Raw genomic sequence first — 19,085 nt, forward strand, 5'->3', positions numbered from 1 at the left:
TCGATGTTCGCTCTGCAGTGAAGTGTGATAACAACCATAAAGCCGATGCCCACGCATCGGCTTTATGCTGCATGCTTAATTGACTCGATTCAACAGCGCGCGCAGTTTGAGTGGTTTTATTGGTTTGGGAATAAAGCTAAAGCCATTGGATTTAATCGCATCCATCATCTCTTCAGTGCGATCAGCGCTGATGATGACCCCTTCAAAGCTATCTCCAAGCCGCAAGCGACACTGCTGCAACACTTCTAAACCAGTGCGACCATTATCTAAGCGGTAATCCGACAAAATAACATCAGGCAACCAATTGTTTTCTAATGCTTTCAGGCTTTGCAGTAAGTCCGCTGCTACTTTGACATCACACCCCCACCTTGCGAGCAGATCGTTCATGCCAACTAAAATATCAGCTTCGTTGTCCACACACAGTACGCGCAGATGATTGAGATCAGATGGCATACCTTGCTCTATCGCCAGGGTCGGAGCCTGTTTGACAGGTTCAGCTCGCGTCAAAGAGAGCGAAAACACGCTGCCTTTTCCATGCCAAGAGCGCATCGAAATTTCATGACCCAGCACATATGCAATGCCTTTTGAAATCGCTAAACCGAGCCCCAAACCTTGGTCAGAACGGACTTGGCTACCACGGTTAAACTCTTCGAAGATTTCTTGCTGCTTATCTTGCTCGATACCAATGCCATTATCCCAAACATCAATCCTGACCTGATCTCGCACTCGGCGTACACCCAGCACCACTTTACCTTTAGGGTTGTAGCGAAACGCGTTAGTGAGAAAGTTTTGTACCACGCGACGTAATAATTTAGGGTCAGACATCACATAGAGCGAGGATGGGATCACTTTAAAATCAATCCCTTGCTGCTTAGCTAAGGCGCTAAATTCAGCGTTAAGATTCGAAAATACATCATTAATAGCAAAGCTATGAGAATGCACATCGAGCTTACCGGACTCTAAACGTGAAATATCCAGCAAATCACCAATCAGATCTTCAGCCGCGCCCAGAGCACTCTCTATATAACCCGCCAACGTTTTCACTTCCGTCTCTTTAGCCACTTCCGAGAGCGAGGAAGCGAACAGGCGCGCAGCGTTCAACGGCTGCATTAAATCGTGGCTGACGGCGGCCAAAAAGCGCGATTTTGATTGCGATTCTTGGTCTGATTTTTGAGTTGCCGCCACCAAGCGTTTGTTGAGGGTTTCAAGCTCTAGGGTGCGTTGGTGCACGCGCTCTTCCAAGGTTTCATTGGCCTCTTTTAATGCCTGCTCCGCTTCGCGAAAAACGGTGATGTCGCTAAAGCTCATCACAAATCCGCCGCCCGGCATCGGGTTTCCTTGCACTTCAATAACTCGTCCATCAGGACGAATACGCGCCGAGGTGTGTCTGGTTCCTTGCTCAAGGTGATACACCCGCCGCCGCACGTGATCCTCAGGGTCACCAGGGCCACACAATCCGTGTTGCGCATTGTGCCGTATCACATCCGCAATCGGTCGCCCCACTTGAATCAGTCCAGCGGGAAACTCAAACAGTTCGAGATAGCGTTGGTTCCACGCCACCAGCCGCAGCTTTTTATCGACCACGGTAATTCCTTGACCAATATGCTCAATGGCCCCTTGCAATAAGCCGCGACTAAAGTCGTACAGCTCAGATGCTTCATCAACAATGGTCGCCACTTCCTCAAGTTGCATGTTGCGCCCTTGCAGTGCGGAAGTGAGCACCAATTTGGCCGAAGAAGCACCAAACACCCCCGCCAGCACTCTTTCTGTATGACGGATTAAGGTAGATGGCGCTTGTTGGTTAGGCAGTAACGTCTCTCTCTGCTGGCTCCAATATTGGCGAAAGGCAGTGCGAACGCGAGTGCGCCCCACAAAACGAGCGGCCAACATTTCAAGCTCAGCCACTGTCACGCGGCTTTGATACAAGCTGAGATTCTCACTCTCAGGCAGCGGCGTACCGACAAAAGAGGCCGATTGTAAACGCTCACTCAAACTCGGACGAGTCACCATAGAGACAACAACGTAGCAGAATGTGTTGAGCGCAACACTGAGCATCATGCCCCAATCTGAATTTTTCAGCCCCATCTGCACCAACCAATCCGGCGGGGTGATCATCCATAACAGAACGTTACTTTGTGCATCGCCCGCCAGCATGTCGGTTTGGCTCATTAAGGTTACTAGCCACACAGTAAAACCGACCGCCAATCCAACATAAACGCCTTTGCGGTTGCCTTCACGCCAGTACATGCCACCAATCAATGAAGGGGCAAATTGGGTAATCGCCGCAAATGAGAGAAAACCGATCGCCGATAAAGAACCAATCGCATCCAACGCCTGATAAAAACCCCAAGCGCCAAGCAGCAGCAATAGAATCAACCCGCGACGGATGTTGAGCAACAACCCTGATAAATGACGGTAGTTGCGCTGAGTTAAACGCATGCGGCGCAGCAGAAGCGGCATCACCAAATCATTAGAAACCATGATCGCCAATGCAATGGTCGAGACAATCACCATGCCGCTGGCCGCTGATGTGCCACCTAAAAACGCCAGTAACGCTATCTGCTCGGCGCCCACCGACATAGGCACGCTGAGTACATAAGTATCGGCAGGGCTGCCGCTTAGCAAACTTTGCCCAACCCATGCAATAGGTAGAACAAATAACCCCATCAAAGTCAGGTAAAGAGGAAATAACCAGCGCGCCGTGTGTAGATCTTGCGCGCGTTCATTTTCTACCACCATGGTATGAAACTGACGCGGTAAGCAGATGATCGCCATCATGGTTAATACGGTGTGGATCAACAGCGTTGGCCAGTTGGGCGCTTGATACGTCTGCTGGGCAATCGCACTTAGATCAACCGTTTCACGGCTTGAAGCCAGATAAATGATGAAACCGCCCACGGTTAAAAAAGCGACCAATTTAACAATCGATTCAAACGCAATCGCCATCATCATGCCGCGGTGGTGCTCGGTGTTATCAATATGCCGTGTACCAAACAGCATAGTAAATAGCGCTAAAGCCGCGACCACAAACCACGAGACGTGATAATTCTGATAACCAAATTGCGTAGCGAGGTTGGGGGCGACAATCTCAAGCCCCATAGTGATGCCGCGCAGTTGCAAGGCGATGTAAGGTAAAATGCCCACCACGGCAATCAAAGTTACGGTTACCGCTAATCCTTGCGATTTTCCGTAGCGAGCAGCAATAAAATCGGCGATGGAGGTAATATGTTCGCGCTTCGCAATCAAAATCAGCCGCGCCAACATACGCCAGCCAAGGGTAAACACTAAAATAGGCGCAATGTAGATAGGCAGAAATGACCAAGGGTTGCTAGCCGCTTGACCGACAGTGCCGTAAAAAGTCCAAGAGGTGCAATAGACCGCGATCGATAAACTGTAGATCCACGGTCGCCATTTCGCCAGCCATTGGCTTTGCCTATCACCATACCAAGCGACGAGAAACAGCACGCCTAAATAAGCGAGCGAAACGGGAACGACGATCCATCCTTGCATTTGATATCCTTATAGGTTCAAAAAAGCCTCTTCTTTGAAGAGGCTTCATTTAACTAAGGATAATTTTTAATCTCAATCAGTTAAGGTTAATTCTGTGCTTCAGGCGCCGCTTTCATTACCTCAGTACCTGACTCATTGGATGATGTGGGTTCGACTTTAATCAACAGCGCCAAAATGCCCATTGCTGCCATCGCCCAAAATACATTAGCGCCCCAGCGTTCATAACCCCAGCCACTCAAGGTGGTCATCAAAGCAATAAATGCCCCAAGTGGAATGGCGTTATACAGCGCTTGCATAGCGACCATTTTGCTTTGCGGTGCGTGCTGAATGTATTGAATCGCCGCTATATGCGCCATCGCAAACGTCACCCCATGCAGCAGTTGAATCGTCCCCAGCGCAAGCAGTGCGGTGGTCGACGCCATTAAGGTCCAGCGCACCACAACCCCAATCGACGCGACAACAAATAATGTGCGTAGTGACCACCCTGAAAAAAGGCGTTTGCTGAGCGCAAATACCGCAACTTCAGCGGCAACCCCAAGGCTCCATAAATAGCCAATCAGCTCTTCCGAATGCCCCGCCGCTTTCCAGTGAATCGAACTGAAACTGTAATACGCCGCGTGACTGCCTTGGATCAGCGCCGCTAAAATCAAGAATTTTATCACTGGCCACTCACGCAATAACTGCGTCAGTTTCGGCCGGACGGCATGTGCATCACCAACCGTCACGGGCATTGGGTTAGGATTGCGCAAGCTAATCAGTAGCGAAACAAATACCCCAGCCAAGGCGGTGTAGAGGATCATGTCAGAACCATAACGTGCCACAAGTACGCCAACCACAGTAGAACCAGCGATAAAAGCCACCGATCCCCATAAGCGGGTGCGACCATAATCGAGCATTTTTAAGCGCGCATAATAGTTAGCCATCGCATCGGATAGCGGCACCACGGGGCCACAGCAAAGGTTAAACAACACAGTGGCTAACGCCATCAGCCAGAAACTGCCGCCCGTAAAGAAGTGAAAACCAATAAATAAAAACGCCGCCAAACTTAACCAACGCAGTGCTGGTAGAAGAAGCTCGGCCTTATGGATACGCGGCGTAATCACCAAATTAGCGACGCAACGCGTGGCAAAGCCCATACCGATTAATACGCCAATATCGGTTGCAGACACACCTTGGGTTTCAAACCACAGCGCCCAAAATGGCAAGTAAACGCCATACGCAAAGAAGAAACCAATAAAGTACTGCGATATCCAACCATATGGAGAGGGGTTAAGCATGATTCATCCTGAACAAAACGAGGGAGAGAAAACGGCCGTATTATGCAGGCAGTTTAAGATTCTAAAAAGGGAAGTTTACTGATAAATCTGTTTCCTTATTCACAACCTTGCGGGTCATATCACTCATTAGACCAAAGTCGTCTGGAGGTAGTGGCGATTTTTGTCACACTTAGATAGGAATTTCTTCTGAGTGACGATCGTTATGCCTGACAAATTCAACATGCAGTCACCGCCCTTTGACCGCTTAACATTGCCGCAGCAACAGCGACTTCGCTCATCCTTGGATGTAGCGTATTTTCGTAGCAACGATCTGCTGCAGACCAGTGATAGACCCAGCGTGTATCTGCACGTACTGATCAAAGGCGCGGTCGAAGAACGCTCGCCAGATGGCAAAGAGATTTTTGCTCACTACGCCAACGATGACATGTTTGATGTACGCGCACTGTTTGAAGAAAAAGCCAAGCATCAGTACGTGGCGCTGGAAGATACCTTAAGCTATCTGCTGCCGAAAGCCGTCTTTCTCGAACTGTATAATGACAACGGTCAGTTCGCCGCCTACTTCGACAATAATCTCGCCAAACGCCAAGCTCTGCTTGATGTAGCACACCAGCAAAAGAATTTAGCCGAATTTATTTTAACTAAGGTGGATGACTCGATTTACCATCCACCGATGATTTTAAACCCAGATCAACCGCTCAACCAAGTGACACAGCAATTACGCGATAACGGAGTTGATGCGGCCTTAGTTCGTCTTGCTGAGCATGATCAACGCTTAATCGAAAACCCCAGTGCGCACCCCTATGCTATCGTCACGCGCACCAATATGCTTCATTCCGTTATGCTCGATAACCATCCGCTCGATACCCCTGTTGGGGAAATTGCTACCTTTCCTGTGCTGCACATCAACGATGGCGATTTTCTGTTTAATGCGATGATCGCCATGACGCGCAACCGCATAAAACGAGTGATGGTGTGTGATGGCCATCAAGCCGTTGGCATGCTGGACATGACACAAATTCTCAGTGCTTTCTCCACTCATTCTCACGTGCTGACATTAAGTATTGCTCGCGCCAACTGCGTGGAAGAGTTAGCTCTCGCCTCCAACAAACAGCGGCAACTGGTTGAAAGCCTAATCAACAATGGCATTCGCACTCGTTTTATTATGGAGCTGATTTCAGCAGTCAATGAACAGATCATCGAAAAAGCCTTTCATTTGGTTGTGCCGCCCGCGCTGCATGATCACTGCTGCTTGATCGTACTCGGCTCCGAAGGCCGTGGAGAGCAGATCCTCAAAACCGACCAAGATAACGCGCTGATCATCAAAGATGGCTTGCAGTGGCATCAAATGGGTGTGGTCATGAACACGCTCACCCACACCTTACAGCAGCTCGGCTATCCACTTTGTCCGGGCAATGTGATGGTCAATAATCCCAAATGGGTTAAAAGCCAAACTGAGTGGAAAACAACGCTTAGCCAATGGGTGAAAGCGGCCAAACCCGAGCAAGTGATGGACATTGCGATCATGGCCGACGCACATGCTGTCGCGGGCAACAAACACTTATTGGCCCCTATTAAACAGCACTTGAGCCATTTAATGGCCGACCAAGAATTGATTTTGATGGAGTTTACTCGCCCCGCGCTGAGTTTTTCTGTGCCACTCACGCTGTTTGGCACCGTAAAACACTCCAAATCTGGCTTAGATATTAAACAAGGTGGCATTTTCCCGATTGTGCATGGCATTCGCGCCCTAAGCCTTGAACATCAAGTTCAACAAAATAACACTTTTGAACGCATCGAGGCGCTAGTAGAGCAACGGGTTTTGGAAAAAGAAACCGCCGATAATCTCAGTGAAGCGCTCAAGCAGTTCTTTAAATTGCGCTTAGCTCAGCAACTGAGCAATCAACACAGCACCAATAAACTCGATTTAAAACAGCTCGACCGAACCGAGCGTGACCTGCTCAGGCACAGTTTACACGTGGTGAAAAAATTCAAGCAGTGGCTTGGCTATCACTATCAAATTCGCGAATAGTGGAGGCGAACAATTGAATTGGTTTACACGCCATTATTGGTTTCACAAGCTGAAAGACTCGCCTTATCAGCCGTTGTTTGCGACGCCGATGCAAGGGGAATATGTGTCGCTCGATTGCGAAACCACCAGCCTTGACCCGAATCGCGCCGAGTTAGTGACGATTGCCGCCACCAAAATTATCGACAACCGTATTTTAACCAGCCAGCCATTTGAAGTGCGTTTGAGCGCGCCACAATCGCTCGACTCGGGTTCAGTCAAAATCCACAAAATTCGCCATCAAGATCTGGTCGATGGCATCGACGAGCAAGAGGCCATCACTCACCTATTAGACTTTATCGGCAACCGACCTTTAGTGGGCTATCACATTCGTTATGACAAAAAAATCCTCGACCTCGCTTGCCGACGACATTTAGGCTTTCCACTGCCCAATGCTCTCATCGAAGTAAGTCAGATCTATCATGATCAGTTAGAGAGAATGCTGCCGAACGCGTACATCGACCTCAGCTTAGAGGCGATTTGTCGCCATCTCGACTTGCCGATGCAGGATAAACACGACGCGCTGCAAGATGCCATCGCCGCGGCATTAGTGTTTGTGCGCTTGACCAAAGGTGATCTGCCTCCCTTTGTTGCACCTTACTCGCGCTAGCACTTACCCCACACTCATCCTAAAGTCTAATTGTAGAAAATCGCACTCTGACTGACAGTTACCCACATACAGATTTTCCTTTCAGCGCAATTTGATCGCCAATCAACAGGGAAATTGTTCGAATTCACAAGGAGAAAAGCAATGAGTGAAGCCCACGTTTATCCGGTAAAAGAGAACATCAAAGCCAAAACACATGCGGATAATGACACTTACCTAGCGATGTACCAACAATCAGTGACCGACCCAGAAGGCTTTTGGAGTGAACACGGCAAGATTGTGGATTGGATTAAGCCTTTCACTCAAGTGAAACAAACCTCGTTTGATACTGGCCATGTAGATATTCGCTGGTTTGAAGATGGCACATTAAACGTCTCCGCTAACTGCATCGATCGCCACCTTGCCACTCGTGGTGATGAAGTGGCGATTATCTGGGAAGGTGACGATCCGGCTGACGATAAAACCCTCACCTTTAAAGAACTCCATCAACAAGTGTGTCGCTTTTCTAATGTGTTAAAAGATCAAGGAGTTCGCAAAGGAGATGTGGTCTGTCTTTACATGCCTATGGTGCCAGAAGCAGCCGTTGCGATGCTCGCTTGTACTCGAATAGGCGCAGTGCATACTGTGGTGTTTGGTGGCTTTTCACCGGAAGCCCTTTCCGGTCGTATCATTGATTCCGATTCCAAAATAGTCATCACCGCCGACGAAGGTGTACGTGGCGGTCGCGCTGTGCCCTTGAAGAAAAACGTCGATGAAGCCTTGACCCACCCTGAAGTGAAAAACATCAGCAAAGTGATCGTCTTTAAACGCACTGGTGGCCAAATTGACTGGCACGAACATCGTGATGTGTGGTGGCATGAAGCAACCGCAAAAGCTTCCGACCACTGCCCAGCCGAAGCCATGAAAGCGGAAGATCCCCTCTTCATCCTCTACACCTCTGGTTCAACGGGTAAACCCAAAGGTGTGCTGCACACAACCGGTGGCTACCTTGTTTACGCGGCGATGACCTTCAAATATGTGTTTGACTATCAGCCGGGCGAAGTGTTTTGGTGTACCGCCGATGTGGGCTGGATCACTGGCCACACCTACTTGGTTTACGGTCCTTTGGCCAATGGTGCAAAAACCGTTCTGTTTGAAGGGGTTCCCAACTACCCAGACACCAACCGCATGAGTCAAGTGGTGGATAAACACCAAGTTAACATTCTTTACACTGCGCCGACCGCTATTCGCGCCTTGATGGCGAAAGGCAATGAAGCCGTCAAAGAGACGTCACGCGCCAGTTTGCGCATTATGGGTTCGGTGGGAGAACCAATTAACCCAGAAGCGTGGGAGTGGTACTACAAAACCATCGGTAACGAAAAATCACCGATTGTCGATACATGGTGGCAAACCGAAACGGGTGGCATTTTAATTACGCCACTGCCGGGCGCGACGGCACTTAAACCGGGTTCGGCCACACGGCCATTCTTTGGCGTGCAACCAGCCTTGGTCGATAACATGGGCAACATCATTGAAGGGGTTGCCGAAGGTAACTTGGTTATTTTAGATTCATGGCCGGGCCAAATGCGCACCGTTTATGGCGATCATGACCGTTTTGAACAAACCTATTTTTCAACCTTCAAAGGCATGTATTTCACCAGTGATGGCGCACGCCGCGATGAGGATGGCTACTACTGGATAACGGGCCGCGTGGATGACGTGTTAAACGTTTCAGGCCACCGCATGGGCACCGCGGAAATTGAATCAGCTTTGGTTGCTTTTGATAAAATTGCAGAAGCGGCAATTGTCGGCGTGCCACACGATATTAAAGGCCAAGCCATTTATGCTTACATCACCTTAAATGATGGCGTTTACCCCAGTGCCGAGTTGCACAAAGAGGTCAAAGATTGGGTACGAAAAGAGATTGGCCCTATAGCAACGCCCGATGTACTCCACTGGACCGATTCACTGCCCAAAACCCGTTCTGGCAAAATCATGCGTCGTATTTTGCGTAAAATCGCCACCGGCGACACCAGCAACTTGGGTGATACCTCAACACTGGCCGATCCTAGCGTAGTGGATAAATTGATCGCCGAAAAAGCAGAATTGTCTTAACGCTAACGATTCTACCTGCCGCGAGGCATTGAGATGATTAAGCCGTCACACTTGTGGCGGCTTTTTCTTTCCCTCTCAGTTCTTCTCATTCTGTTAACTCGGTTGCAGAATTAAATGAGTAAACTATCTGATAAGACCAGTAAATTGCTGCCATTTGCGCTGAATTAGCTATAATCTTGGGCAATTTCTTAAATTCAGGGAATTTTTGACGAAAAATTCACTCTGACCTAAGAATAATATGGGAATATTAATATTCGTTTCACGATATAGGGAGATGTCGACACAATGACTGCTAAATCTCGCATTCTGGTCTTAAATGGGCCAAATCTTAACCTGTTAGGGCTACGTGAACCTGCACATTATGGTTCTGACACCTTAGCGCACATTGTCGAGACATTACGCGAACAAGCGCAAAAAGCAGATATTGAGTTAGAACATCTTCAATCGAACCGCGAATATGAGCTGATCGAAGCCATCCATGCCGCTTACGGCAAGGTCGACTTCATCATCATTAATCCCGCCGCATTGACGCACACCAGTGTAGCACTGCGCGATGCGTTATTGGGTGTCGCCATCCCATTTATTGAAGTGCATCTATCCAACGTTCACGCACGTGAACCTTTTCGCCACCACTCCTATCTGTCGGATAAGGCGCAAGGGGTGATTTGCGGGTTAGGTGCACAAGGTTATGAATTTGCTCTTGCAGCTGCCATAAAAGCGCTACAGGCAAAATAACCCACATACGATCAACGACAAACAAACACTCTACGGCCCAACCTTAAGGGCTGACGTATTCACAAGATAAAGAGAAAGAAAAGATGGATATTCGTAAAATCAAGAAGCTTATCGAACTGGTAGAAGAATCTGGCATTTCTGAACTAGAAATCTCTGAAGGTGAAGAATCGGTACGCATCAGTCGTAACACTGCGCCAGTACAGATGGCTCAGATGCATTACGCTGCACCAGCGCCAGCACAACAAGCCGCGCCAGTCGCTGCCCCTGCGCCAACGGCTGAAGCCGCCGCGCCTGTAGCGCCAAAAGGTCACCAAGTACTTTCGCCAATGGTCGGTACTTTCTACCGCTCACCAAGTCCAGATTCAAAAGCGTTCATCGAAGTCGGTCAAAGTGTTTCAGTCGGTGACACACTATGCATCGTTGAAGCGATGAAAATGATGAACCAAATCGAAGCCGATAAAGCAGGTATCGTTACTGCAATCCTACTTGAAGACGGCCAGACCGTTGAATTCGACCAACCGCTTGTTGTTATCGAATAATCGAGGTTTGTTTTATGTTAGATAAATTAGTCATCGCGAATCGAGGTGAAATTGCACTTCGTATTCTGCGCGCATGTAAAGAGCTTGGCATCAAAACTGTTGCCGTGCACTCAACTGCCGATCGTGATTTAAAACACGTACTGCTGGCCGACGAAACCATCTGTATTGGCCCAGCACGTGGTATTGACAGCTACTTAAACATTCCACGCATTATTTCTGCAGCAGAAGTAACTGGCGCCGTAGCAATTCACCCCGGTTACGGTTTTCTTTCTGAAAACGCCGACTTTGCTGAACAAGTCGAGCGTTCAGGCTTCATTTTTGTTGGCCCGAAAGCCGATACCATTCGCATGATGGGTGACAAAGTGTCAGCCATCAGCGCAATGAAAAAAGCGGGCGTTCCTTGTGTGCCGGGTTCTGACGGCCCACTGGATGGCGATGAAGTCAAAAACAAAGCTCATGCGAAACGCATTGGCTACCCTGTGATCATCAAAGCTTCTGGTGGCGGCGGCGGTCGTGGTATGCGCGTGGTCCGTAGCGAAAATGAACTGACCCAAGCGATCGCAATGACGCGTGCCGAAGCCAAAGCAGCATTCAACAATGACATGGTTTACATGGAAAAATTCCTAGAAAACCCACGTCACGTTGAAGTACAAATTATTGCGGATGGTCAAGGTGGCGCAATTCACCTTGGTGAACGTGACTGCTCAATGCAGCGTCGTCACCAAAAAGTGGTTGAAGAAGCTCCAGCACCAGGTATTACCGAAGAGATGCGTAAATACATTGGTGAACGTTGTACACGCGCTTGTCTCGAAATTGGCTATCGTGGTGCCGGTACGTTTGAGTTCCTATACGAAAACGGCGAGTTCTACTTCATTGAGATGAACACGCGTATTCAAGTTGAGCACCCAGTCACTGAAATGGTCACTGGCGTTGACCTCATCAAAGAACAGCTTCGCGTCGCCGCAGGTCAACCACTGTCGTTTACCCAAGATGACATCAAGATCCGTGGCCATGCAATTGAATGCCGTATCAACGCGGAAGATCCGGTTCGTTTCCTCCCTTCACCGGGCAAAATTGAACGTTTTCACGCGCCGGGCGGTATGGGCGTTCGTTGGGAATCGCACATTTATGCTGGCTACACAGTGCCGCCACATTACGATTCAATGATCGGCAAGCTCATCACTTACGGTGAAAACCGTGACGTGGCGATTGCGCGCATGAAAAATGCGTTAAACGAAATGATCGTCGATGGCATTAAAACCAATATCACCTTGCAGCAATCAATCATGCAAGATGAGAACTTCCAACACGGTGGAGCGAACATCCACTACCTTGAGAAGAAATTGGGTTTACAGCACTAATTTTCGCGTCGCGAGAGACCAAATGCTCACTTCGGTGAGCATTTTTGTTTTCGGCAGCCGAGTCAGTTTCTGCTAAACTCTGCGCCAACTGACGACATAACAGAGCAACTGACATGCCTTGGATTCAAATTAAACTGAACGCAACTAACGCCAATGCCGAGCCAATTGGCGACATGCTGATGGAAGAGACGGGCGCAGTATCCGTCACTTTTCTTGATGCTCACGACACCCCTGTTTTTGAACCGCTTCCGGGCGAAACTCGCCTTTGGGGCGATACCGACGTGCTGGCGCTGTATGATGCCGAAGCCGATAGCGCATGGATCATTGACCAAATTCGCTCAAGCAAGCTGCTGAGTGATGACTTCGCCTACAAAGTTGAACAGCTTGAAGATAAAGACTGGGAACGTGAATGGATGGACAACTTCCACCCGATGAAATTTGGTCAACGTTTGTGGATTTGCCCAAGCTGGCGTGAAATCCCAGAACCTGACGCTGTCAACGTAATGCTCGACCCGGGCCTTGCATTCGGTACAGGCACTCACCCGACGACCGCATTATGTTTAGAGTGGCTCGAAGGGCTCGATCTGACAGGTAAAACCGTCATCGATTTTGGTTGTGGTTCAGGCATCTTAGCCATTGCGGCGATCAAATTGGGCGCAGCCAAAGTCGTCGGTATTGATATCGACCCACAAGCACTGCTTGCCTCTAACGACAACGCAGGACGCAATGGCGTAGCTGACCAACTTGAAGTGTATTTGCCACAAGACCAACCTGAAGGCTTAATCGCTGACGTAGTTGTGGCCAATATTTTGGCCGGCCCACTGCGTGACCTGAATGGTGTGATCAAAGGGTTACTTAAGCCCAATGGCCAACTTGCGATGTCCGGTGTTTTGGACACTCAAGCCGAAGAAGTTGCCAACCATTATCGTGACGAGCTTCACATTGACCCGATAATTGAGCTCAATGAGTGGTGCCGCATCTCGGGTCGCAAGCAAGGCTAGATAAGACTTTGCGTGCTAATAGACTGTATTTTATACGATTTACTAAAACAAATTGTAAATGCTCAAATATTAGTCTTTTCACGCAGTAAAAAAATGCGTAAAATGCGCGCCCTTGCTGGTACAGAACTGTGATGACGTTTTGAAAATCGGAAACTATCAACTTAAGAACAATCTTATCGTTGCCCCTATGGCAGGAGTAACTGACAGACCATTTCGAGAGTTGTGTCTTCGCTATGGAGCAGGCATGGCCGTCAGTGAAATGATGTCCTCTAATCCTGCTCTATGGAATACGTCAAAGTCGATGCAACGTATGGTACATGAGGGCGAATCGGGCATTCGCTCGGTACAAATTGCGGGAGCCGACCCACAGCTTATGGCCGATGCAGCCCAATTTAGTGTTGAGAACGGTGCTCAGATCATCGACATCAACATGGGTTGCCCAGCAAAAAAGGTGAATAAAAAGCTGGCGGGTTCAGCCTTACTCCAATTTCCGGAGACGATTGAACAGATCTTGAAAGCGGTGGTGAACGCCGTTGATGTCCCAGTGACATTAAAGACCCGTACTGGCTGGGACACAGACAACAAAAACTGTGTCTACATCGCTAAATTAGCCGAAGACTGCGGCATACAAGCTTTAGCCCTGCATGGCAGAACCAAAGCATGTATGTACAAAGGCGAGGCCGAATACGACAGCATTAAAGCGGTGAAAAACGCCATCTCTATTCCGGTTATTGCTAACGGTGATATCGATAGCCCAGAGAAGGCGAAATACGTGCTGGATTACACCGGCGCTGACGCTTTAATGATTGGACGCCCTGCCCAAGGTCGCCCGTGGATTTTCCAAGAAATCCAACACTATTTGGAAAACGGCACCACGATGTCTGAACTTCCGGCTGCGGAAGTGAAAGATATTATGCTTGGTCATGTACAGGCTCTCCACAGTTTCTATGGTGAGTATTTAGGCCCTCGCATCGCTCGTAAGCATGTGGGTTGGTATCTGAAAGAACATGAACAAGCAAGTGAGTTTCGCCGTACCTTCAACGCTATTGACGCAGCACCGCTGCAAATTGACGCGCTCGAAGGTTATTTTGATAACGTTGCATCATAATTAAGAGAAGAGCTAGACCGCATATGTTCGAACAAAACCTGACTTCAGAAGCTTTCACAGTAACAACCGTAACTTCACAAGATCAAATCACGCAAAAGCCACTACGTGATTCAGTTAAAGCATCTCTTAAAAACTACCTTGCGCAGTTAAACGGCCAAGAAGTGACAGAACTATACGAGTTAGTTCTTGCTGAAGTTGAACAGCCACTACTCGACACCATCATGCAGTACACTCGCGGTAACCAAACTCGCGCAGCAACCATGATGGGCATCAACCGCGGCACTCTTCGTAAGAAGCTAAAAAAATACGGCATGAACTAATCTAGCTACTGCACAAATCTAGCAACTAGATACCATCGCTTTTAAAACCGAGCCTCTGCGCTCGGTTTTTTCATTTTCACCCAACGGATAACTAAAATATCAACGGGCTGCTTTACTTTGCATTAATTCAATAAAGAGATCTGATTGTTTGAGCGGGCTCTCTCTTCTTCTGTTGTCGCATTTACGCGACCGCAACAAACTGGTTACATTGTGCATGTGATGGAAATTTACCGACCGATCCCCAAATCACTTGTCGTGAACAGTGCATACAATGAGTAAGGCTTTATCCCCCCAAAAACGGAGTGACTAAGATGAGCTCGGCGACGCAACAATCTAAACACCAAGTCAAATGGGCCTATAATGATAAAACCACTCGGAAGATTGACAAGGAGTGACGTCAATGAGCTTACTGAACTTGCGCCAGACCAAAATTAGAACGCGTTTATACCTGCTGACCACGGTCACCACACTGCTACTGTTGATCCCATTTGTCTCCATGCTCAATAGTTATCAACACGATTTAATGCAATCAAAACAGACAAAAACTCGCCACATCGTCGAAACAGGATACGGCGTATTAAGTTACTTCCACCAATTACAAATCGATGGCACCTTGTCCGAGCAGCAAGCACAGACTCAAGCCAAACAAGCCATCGCGAAACTGCGCTACGAGGCTGATGATTATTTTTGGATCAACGACCTTCAGCCAAGTATGATCATGCACCCAATGAAGCCCCAATTGGACGGCAAAGATCTCTCCAATGCCGCCGACCCGACCGGAAAAAAACTGTTTGTAGAATTTACTAAAGTCGCTAAACAGCAGGGTGAAGGCTTTGTCGACTATATGTGGCCCAAACCAGGTTCTAGCGTCGATGTGGGTAAAATCTCTTATGTAAAATTATTTAAACCTTGGGGTTGGATCCTCGGTTCTGGAGTCTACATCGACGATGTCAATGCGTTGATTTGGCAACGCCTACAATCGATATTGCTCATTCTTAGCCTCGTTATTATTGTGATGCTGATTCTTTCAGTAGTGATAGGAAATAGCATCACTAAACCGTGTGAAGAAACCAAACGGGCACTCGAAGAAATCGCCAAAGGCGACGGTGATTTAACCAAACAGCTCTCGGTGCAAGGTAGTGATGAGCTGTCACACATAGCGCAAGCCTTCAATGAGTTCACAGAGAAGATTCGTCATACCATTACCAATATCACACCGCTCACCGACAATGTTAACCACTCGGCAAATGAGCTTACTCAACTCTCACAACATGCCTCAATCAAAGCCTTAGAGCAGCAGCAATCCGTCGATACAGTCGCATCAGCGATGAACGAACTGCATGCGAGCAATCAAGAAGTGGCTAATGCGGCGAGTAGTGCCGCGAAAGCCGCGCATACGGCCAGCAGCAAAGGCAAAGAAGGCAGCTCGGTGATTGGCAAAGCTTCTGATTTTATGGACTCCTTGTCTGCATTACTTACCACCACTGACACCACCACTAAAAACCTCGCCAAAGAGACACAAGATGTCGGAGCGATACTGGCGGTCATCCAAGGGATAGCTGAACAAACCAACTTATTGGCCCTGAATGCGGCGATTGAAGCAGCACGTGCTGGTGAACAAGGGCGAGGCTTTGCGGTCGTCGCGGATGAAGTACGGGCGCTGGCAACGCGTACTCAAACCAGCACCAACGAGATAGAGCAGATAATCAATAGATTACAGGCTCGCGCAAAAGAGCTGGGAGAATTTATGGCTCAAACGCAGCAACAATCAACCGCCACACAGCAACAAGCTGTTTTAGCGCAGCAAGTGCTAAATGAGATCGACGAGCAAGTAAAACAGATTCTCTCACTCAATGAACATATTGCTGAGGCAAGCGCCCAGCAAACCACCGCTACAGAAGAGATTAATCGCAATCTGACTCATATTGCCGAGCACAGCTCCCAAGCTGCAGCCCAAGCCGATCAAGTGTCGACAGCCAGTCAATATCTCTCAGACAGTGGCCAACAACTGAAACAGAGCATTAGCCATTTTAAAGTGTGAGCAACTCACGCCTTATCGGCTGATGAGATCACTCCAATGCCGCTAAAATTGAGCAGTGGCTGGCGTTGTCGTCTATATGACCGCAGCACGCATCGTTGATTTTTTTTAGCGCTTGACGAATCGCCGTTAACTCGGCGATTTTTTGATCAATCACCACCAGCTTAGCGCTGGTGATCGATTTCACTTCTGCACAGCTGTGTTCGGTCGCTTCCAGCTTTATTTCCAGTAACTCTTTGATCTCATCCAAACTGAGCCCTAGCTCTTTGGCTTTGAGAATAAAACTCACCTGCTGCTGATTTTTTTGATTGTATAAACGATAACCAGACTCACTGCGCCCCGCCGGTTTTATTAGCGCATTTTTTTCATAAAAACGCAGCGTATCGGTTGAAACTTTACAGCGTTTGGCAAGTTCTCCAATTTGAAACATCTCATTCTCCTTTAACGTTTTTATTACGTTTGATACCCAATATCGCCGTTTTTATAAAAAATTTTGCGATGCCAAACGATTGCGCGAGCTTTTTGATGATTGTTTGGTTAGAATGTGCGCCATCAAATTTCCCATTAACTCCATGATTTGAGGAAGACCGAAGCATGAATAACGCTCGTCCTATTCACCGCGCATTGATCAGCGTATCAGACAAAACCGGCATTGTTGAGTTCGCTCAAGCTCTCGCGAAGCGCGGTGTCGATATTCTTTCTACTGGTGGCACCGCTCGCTTATTAGCAGACCAAGGTATTGCTGTTACAGAAGTTTCTGACTACACCGGTTTTCCTGAGATGATGGACGGTCGCGTAAAAACATTGCACCCGAAAGTACACGGTGGCGTGCTGGGCCGCCGCGGTCAAGATGACGACATCATGCAACAACACGGTATTAAGCCGATTGATATGGTGGTCGTCAACCTTTACCCGTTTGCCGAAACCGTTGCTAAAGCAGGTTGTACCCTAGCTGATGCGGTAGAAAATATCGACATTGGTGGACCAACTATGGTGCGTTCTGCGGCGAAAAACCACAAAGATGTGACCATAGTGGTGAATGCACATGACTACGACCGTGTCATTGCCGAGATGGATGCGAACGACAATTCGCTAACACTCGAAACACGTTTTGACCTTGCGATTGCCGCTTTTGAACACACCGCTGCTTACGATGGCATGATCGCCAACTACTTCGGCACTATGGTTCCATCCTATGGAGAGAACAAAGAAGGTGATGAAGAGAGCAAATTCCCGCGCACCTTCAACCAACAATTCCTGAAAAAACAAGACATGCGTTACGGTGAGAACAGTCACCAAGCGGCCGCTTTCTATGTTGAAGCCAACCCAGAGGAAGCGTCAGTCTCTACTGCACGCCAACTCCAAGGTAAAGCGCTCTCTTACAACAACATCGCCGATACCGACGCCGCTCTTGAGTGTGTGAAAGAGTTCTCTGAGCCAGCGTGTGTGATTGTCAAACACGCCAACCCATGTGGCGTTGCCTTGGGCAGCGATATTCTTCAAGCTTACAACCGCGCTTACCAAACCGACCCAACGTCTGCCTTTGGTGGCATCATCGCGTTCAACCGCGAGCTAGACGCACAAACCGCAGCGGCGATTGTTGAGCGCCAGTTTGTTGAAGTGATCATCGCACCAACCGTTTCAGCGGAAGCGATTGAAGTGGTTGCGGCGAAGAAAAACGTGCGCCTGCTTGAGTGCGGTGAGTGGTCAGCGAAAACCACGGGCTTTGACGTGAAACGCGTCAATGGTGGCTTGCTAGTGCAAGATCGCGATCAAGGCATGGTTAGCCTTGATGATCTCAAAATCGTAACCAAGCGCCAGCCGAGTGAAGAAGAGATCAAAGATGCTCTTTTCTGCTGGAAAGTAGCTAAATACGTCAAATCAAACGCGATTGTTTACTCAAAAGGTGACATGACTGTTGGCGTGGGCGCAGGCCAAATGAGCCGCGTTTATTCAGCCAAAATTGCGGGCATTAAAGCGGCCGATGAAGGCTTGCAAGTCGAAGGATGTGTGATGGCTTCTGATGCCTTCTTCCCGTTCCGTGACGGCATTGATGCCGCAGCGCAAGCGGGCATCAAGTGTGTGATTCAACCGGGCGGTTCGATGCGTGATGACGAAGTGATTGCCGCCGCCGATGAACACGGCATGGCGATGATCTTTACTGGTATGCGTCACTTCCGTCACTAAAAACCTTACCCCACCCTAGCCCTCCCCTAGAAGGGGAGGGAATAGAAACCAAGTGACCTTACTTCCCTTTTAGGGGAGGGAGAATAGAACGAAGTGACCTCACCTAACTTTTAGGAAGAGGTATTGCTCTCCAAGTTCCTTCCCTTCAAGGGGAGATATTGTCATCTAAGTTCCTCCCCCTTTAAGGGGGAGGTTAGGAGGGGGTAAATGGCAACAAACAAACTCTATACGTTAAAGGATACT

14 protein-coding genes are annotated in these 19,085 nt (G+C 48.5%); 11 read left to right on the forward strand and 3 right to left on the reverse strand.

The window, feature by feature from the left end:
• Positions 1 to 75: 75 nt before the first annotated feature.
• Positions 76 to 3,510: a PAS domain-containing hybrid sensor histidine kinase/response regulator gene (locus AACV20_RS10320; protein WP_170907207.1), complete on the reverse strand. Its 3,435-nt coding sequence runs from the start codon at positions 3,508 to 3,510 to the stop codon at positions 76 to 78.
• Between the two features lie 86 nt (positions 3,511 to 3,596).
• The gene (locus AACV20_RS10325) at positions 3,597 to 4,787 is read right to left on the reverse strand and encodes a 3-phenylpropionate MFS transporter (protein ID WP_017048886.1); all 1,191 of its coding nucleotides are present in this window, start codon (positions 4,785 to 4,787) and stop codon (positions 3,597 to 3,599) included.
• A 202-nt stretch (positions 4,788 to 4,989) separates the two neighbouring features.
• On the opposite strand from AACV20_RS10325, the gene AACV20_RS10330 reads away from it, so the two are divergent.
• The 10 genes from AACV20_RS10330 (at position 4,990) to AACV20_RS10375 (ending at position 16,658) form a co-directional block, all read left to right on the forward strand.
• Positions 4,990 to 6,816 (forward strand): DUF294 nucleotidyltransferase-like domain-containing protein, encoded by a 1,827-nt coding sequence (locus AACV20_RS10330; protein ID WP_170907311.1) that lies wholly within the window; start codon positions 4,990 to 4,992, stop codon positions 6,814 to 6,816.
• Positions 6,817 to 6,829: 13 nt separating this feature from the next.
• Entirely contained in the window at positions 6,830 to 7,462 is a 633-nt protein-coding gene (locus AACV20_RS10335; protein ID WP_026027882.1) for a 3'-5' exonuclease, read from the forward strand.
• A gap of 141 nt (positions 7,463 to 7,603) precedes the next feature.
• The gene (acs, locus tag AACV20_RS10340) at positions 7,604 to 9,553 is read left to right on the forward strand and encodes an acetate--CoA ligase (protein WP_094125104.1); all 1,950 of its coding nucleotides are present in this window, start codon (positions 7,604 to 7,606) and stop codon (positions 9,551 to 9,553) included.
• A 285-nt stretch (positions 9,554 to 9,838) separates the two neighbouring features.
• Positions 9,839 to 10,288: a type II 3-dehydroquinate dehydratase gene (aroQ, locus tag AACV20_RS10345; protein WP_013855811.1), complete on the forward strand. Its 450-nt coding sequence runs from the start codon at positions 9,839 to 9,841 to the stop codon at positions 10,286 to 10,288.
• Between the two features lie 83 nt (positions 10,289 to 10,371).
• Positions 10,372 to 10,827: an acetyl-CoA carboxylase biotin carboxyl carrier protein gene (gene accB / locus AACV20_RS10350; protein WP_013855810.1), complete on the forward strand. Its 456-nt coding sequence runs from the start codon at positions 10,372 to 10,374 to the stop codon at positions 10,825 to 10,827.
• A 14-nt stretch (positions 10,828 to 10,841) separates the two neighbouring features.
• Positions 10,842 to 12,188 (forward strand): acetyl-CoA carboxylase biotin carboxylase subunit, encoded by a 1,347-nt coding sequence (gene accC, locus AACV20_RS10355; RefSeq protein WP_013855809.1) that lies wholly within the window; start codon positions 10,842 to 10,844, stop codon positions 12,186 to 12,188.
• Positions 12,189 to 12,301: 113 nt separating this feature from the next.
• A complete protein-coding gene (prmA, locus tag AACV20_RS10360; RefSeq protein ID WP_013855808.1) occupies positions 12,302 to 13,189 on the forward strand; it encodes a 50S ribosomal protein L11 methyltransferase in 888 nt (295 codons plus the stop codon).
• Positions 13,190 to 13,328: 139 nt separating this feature from the next.
• On the forward strand, positions 13,329 to 14,297 hold the full coding sequence (gene dusB, locus AACV20_RS10365) for a tRNA dihydrouridine synthase DusB (protein WP_010320339.1): 969 nt from the start codon (positions 13,329 to 13,331) through the stop codon (positions 14,295 to 14,297).
• Positions 14,298 to 14,320: 23 nt separating this feature from the next.
• Positions 14,321 to 14,617 carry a DNA-binding transcriptional regulator Fis gene (gene fis, locus AACV20_RS10370; protein WP_010320338.1) on the forward strand — a complete coding sequence of 99 codons (297 nt, stop codon included), beginning with the start codon at positions 14,321 to 14,323 and terminating at the stop codon, positions 14,615 to 14,617.
• 400 nt (positions 14,618 to 15,017) lie between these two features.
• A complete protein-coding gene (locus tag AACV20_RS10375) occupies positions 15,018 to 16,658 on the forward strand; it encodes a methyl-accepting chemotaxis protein (protein WP_170907208.1) in 1,641 nt (546 codons plus the stop codon).
• A 28-nt stretch (positions 16,659 to 16,686) separates the two neighbouring features.
• Here the strand turns inward: AACV20_RS10375 and zntR are convergent, their stop codons facing one another.
• Positions 16,687 to 17,085: a Zn(2+)-responsive transcriptional regulator gene (gene zntR, locus AACV20_RS10380; protein ID WP_017046798.1), complete on the reverse strand. Its 399-nt coding sequence runs from the start codon at positions 17,083 to 17,085 to the stop codon at positions 16,687 to 16,689.
• Between the two features lie 164 nt (positions 17,086 to 17,249).
• Here zntR and purH point away from each other — a divergent pair, with 164 nt between their 5' ends.
• A complete protein-coding gene (purH, locus tag AACV20_RS10385) occupies positions 17,250 to 18,842 on the forward strand; it encodes a bifunctional phosphoribosylaminoimidazolecarboxamide formyltransferase/IMP cyclohydrolase (RefSeq protein ID WP_170907209.1) in 1,593 nt (530 codons plus the stop codon).
• The last annotated feature ends 243 nt before the right edge of the window (positions 18,843 to 19,085 follow it).

Origin of the sequence: Vibrio sp. B4-6, assembly GCF_963888245.1 — a bacterium.
Taxonomy (GTDB): Bacteria; Pseudomonadota; Gammaproteobacteria; order Enterobacterales; family Vibrionaceae; genus Vibrio; species Vibrio anguillarum.

What these genes read in the sequence shown, in the direction of transcription:
- AACV20_RS10375 (WP_170907208.1), top strand. Translation starts at nt 15,018, where the DNA reads ATGAGCTTACTGAACTTGCGCCAGACCAAAATTAGAACGCGTTTATAC.
- prmA (WP_013855808.1), top strand. Translation starts at nt 12,302, where the DNA reads ATGCCTTGGATTCAAATTAAACTGAACGCAACTAACGCCAATGCCGAG.
- purH (WP_170907209.1), top strand. Translation starts at nt 17,250, where the DNA reads ATGAATAACGCTCGTCCTATTCACCGCGCATTGATCAGCGTATCAGAC.
- fis (WP_010320338.1), top strand. Translation starts at nt 14,321, where the DNA reads ATGTTCGAACAAAACCTGACTTCAGAAGCTTTCACAGTAACAACCGTA.
- acs (WP_094125104.1), top strand. Translation starts at nt 7,604, where the DNA reads ATGAGTGAAGCCCACGTTTATCCGGTAAAAGAGAACATCAAAGCCAAA.
- AACV20_RS10325 (WP_017048886.1), bottom strand. Translation starts at nt 4,787, where the DNA reads ATGCTTAACCCCTCTCCATATGGTTGGATATCGCAGTACTTTATTGGT.
- accC (WP_013855809.1), top strand. Translation starts at nt 10,842, where the DNA reads ATGTTAGATAAATTAGTCATCGCGAATCGAGGTGAAATTGCACTTCGT.
- AACV20_RS10330 (WP_170907311.1), top strand. Translation starts at nt 4,990, where the DNA reads ATGCCTGACAAATTCAACATGCAGTCACCGCCCTTTGACCGCTTAACA.
- accB (WP_013855810.1), top strand. Translation starts at nt 10,372, where the DNA reads ATGGATATTCGTAAAATCAAGAAGCTTATCGAACTGGTAGAAGAATCT.
- zntR (WP_017046798.1), bottom strand. Translation starts at nt 17,085, where the DNA reads ATGTTTCAAATTGGAGAACTTGCCAAACGCTGTAAAGTTTCAACCGAT.
- aroQ (WP_013855811.1), top strand. Translation starts at nt 9,839, where the DNA reads ATGACTGCTAAATCTCGCATTCTGGTCTTAAATGGGCCAAATCTTAAC.
- AACV20_RS10320 (WP_170907207.1), bottom strand. Translation starts at nt 3,510, where the DNA reads ATGCAAGGATGGATCGTCGTTCCCGTTTCGCTCGCTTATTTAGGCGTG.